This is a genomic window from Candidatus Eisenbacteria bacterium (assembly GCA_035712145.1).
Taxonomy (GTDB): domain Bacteria; phylum Eisenbacteria; class RBG-16-71-46; order RBG-16-71-46; family RBG-16-71-46; genus DASTBI01.
Genome location: DASTBI010000275.1, coordinates 1 through 1875 on the forward strand (window position 1 = coordinate 1; position 1875 = coordinate 1875).

Below are 1875 nucleotides of genomic sequence, written 5' to 3' on the forward strand. Positions count from 1 at the left end.
CCAGGAGAACCGATATCTCGGACACGAGCGCTCCGCAATCGTCGCAGCGGCCTCACGTGATAGAGGTGTCCGCGGGCTCCAAGACCCGCAGGGAAATGCGGCGACAGCGTAAGCAAGATGGTCGTTCGTCGTCCAATCGGCCTTCCGGCGGGCTTCGCTCCTCATCGGGCGCCTGAAGTGCCGACGCGCTGAGGGCGCCGAGCTGAACGGGCCTACTGCCCTTGCTCGAATACCGCTTTCAGTTTTCCTCTACGGATGGCGCGCACGAAAGCTGCATGATCCTTCTCGTTCTGATCGGCATAGGCCTTCGCGAAGAGCGCAATGGCCTGGTCCAGGGCGTCGCTCTTGCCCATGTAGCCCGCCAGCAGGGCGGAGTTGCCCGAACGGGCGTGGGAGAGCGCAAGCGCCTTCCCGCACCAGCTAGCAAAGTGGTCCATCTCGACCCGTCCAAAGGTGTCGACCAAGGGGCTGATCTTGATGTCCCGCAACTGACGCAGGAAGTAGTGGTGTTCCGTGGAGCTGCTCCAGCCGAGGAACACGTCGCTGGACGGCTGCATGAGCCGGTAACCGTTGACGACGCGCTGCCCATGATTCAAGAACCGGCTCTTGCCCGCGTAGGGCTCCAGGACGGAAGCACGCGCCTCCTTCACCTGCAGCAACAAGGAATCCCCCTGGCTCGCCATGAGCAGGAACACCCAGCACCGTGTGCCGACACTTCCAATCCCGACGACCTTGATGGCCACGTCGCGCAGCTCGTAGCGGTCGAACAACGCCTGATGCGCGGAGTGGAGCGTGCTGCGATATGCGGCGACGGCGTCTCGATGCAATTTGCGGACGACTCCAGGCGGGGCGTCCTCGTGATGGAAGATCGTCGGCAGGTGGTCCTTGATGAGGGGTTTTCCGGCGTTGTCTTCCACGAGCTTCGGGAAGATCTCATCGGTCCGGCTCCTGGCCGCTTCCCGCTCGATGCGCTTCTTCACCCGCTTGCGGGTGTCCACAGGCAGCTCGGCCAACAGATCCTCGGCCTTCATCGCCTGGTACCAGAGCTCGAGCGTCCGCAACTGGCTGAACTCGAGCATCGACTCTCGATAGCTGCGGACGCAGCCGAGGGTGGCATCCATTGCGACCGATTCGCCGAGGTTGTTGTCGCGACACGCCACCACGACGCTCGTGGCGAGCCGCTTCAGGTCCCACTCCCACGGCGCCGGAAGTGTTTCGTCGAGATCGTTGATCGAGAAGATGACGCGGCGCTCGGGCGTGGCGAATCCGCCGAAGTTGCACAGGTGGGCGTCTCCGCAGCACTGGACTCGAATTCCGGAGACGGATGTGGTGGCGAGGTCGGATGCCATCGTCGAGGCCGCGCCGCGATAGAACGTGAAGGGAGAGCGGACCATCCGCCCGTGACGCAGCGGAAGGAGGTCAGGTAGGCGTCCGCGCTCAGCGGCCAGAACCAGCTCGACTGCGTCTCGCCGATCGCCGGAGGCCCTCCAGAGCGCATGAGAATGGCGAGGGCATTCCTCCCGCAGCGCCTTCCCCTGGCGGTAATGCTCCTCTGGCGAGAGCAGGCCGTTTCGAACGGCCCCCATTGCCCGCCTTTGCCTCGTTTTCGAAGGCATGGACTCACCCCTCACGTGAACGGCCAGCGTGAGCCGGGGGAAATGCGGCTGTCATGGTAGCGAATGCAGTCCGTGGACGGCCAGCGAGCCTGGCACTAGCATAGCCGCCATGGCCCTGCTTTCGGCCGCAGGGCGGAGAGCCCCAGATGAGCTCGGTGACCGTCGAACAACGTGAGCGCCTGCTCACCATGCAGTATGCGACCTCGCGTGTCCTCGCCGAGGCCGCCACCATCGATGAAGGCATCCCGCGCATTCTGGA

At 64.2% G+C, this 1875-nt stretch carries 1 protein-coding gene; it reads right to left on the reverse strand.

What is annotated here, in order from left to right; all coding sequences use genetic code 11:
- Positions 1 to 212: 212 nt before the first annotated feature.
- Positions 213 to 1616 carry a DUF2252 domain-containing protein gene (locus tag VFQ05_19110; protein ID HET9328881.1) on the reverse strand — a complete coding sequence of 468 codons (1404 nt, stop codon included), beginning with the start codon at positions 1614 to 1616 and terminating at the stop codon, positions 213 to 215.
- Positions 1617 to 1875 lie beyond the last annotated feature (259 nt).

Coding starts and splice junctions, on each gene's coding strand:
- VFQ05_19110 (HET9328881.1), bottom strand. CDS start 1,616: ATGCCTTCGAAAACGAGGCAAAGGCGGGCAATGGGGGCCGTTCGAAAC.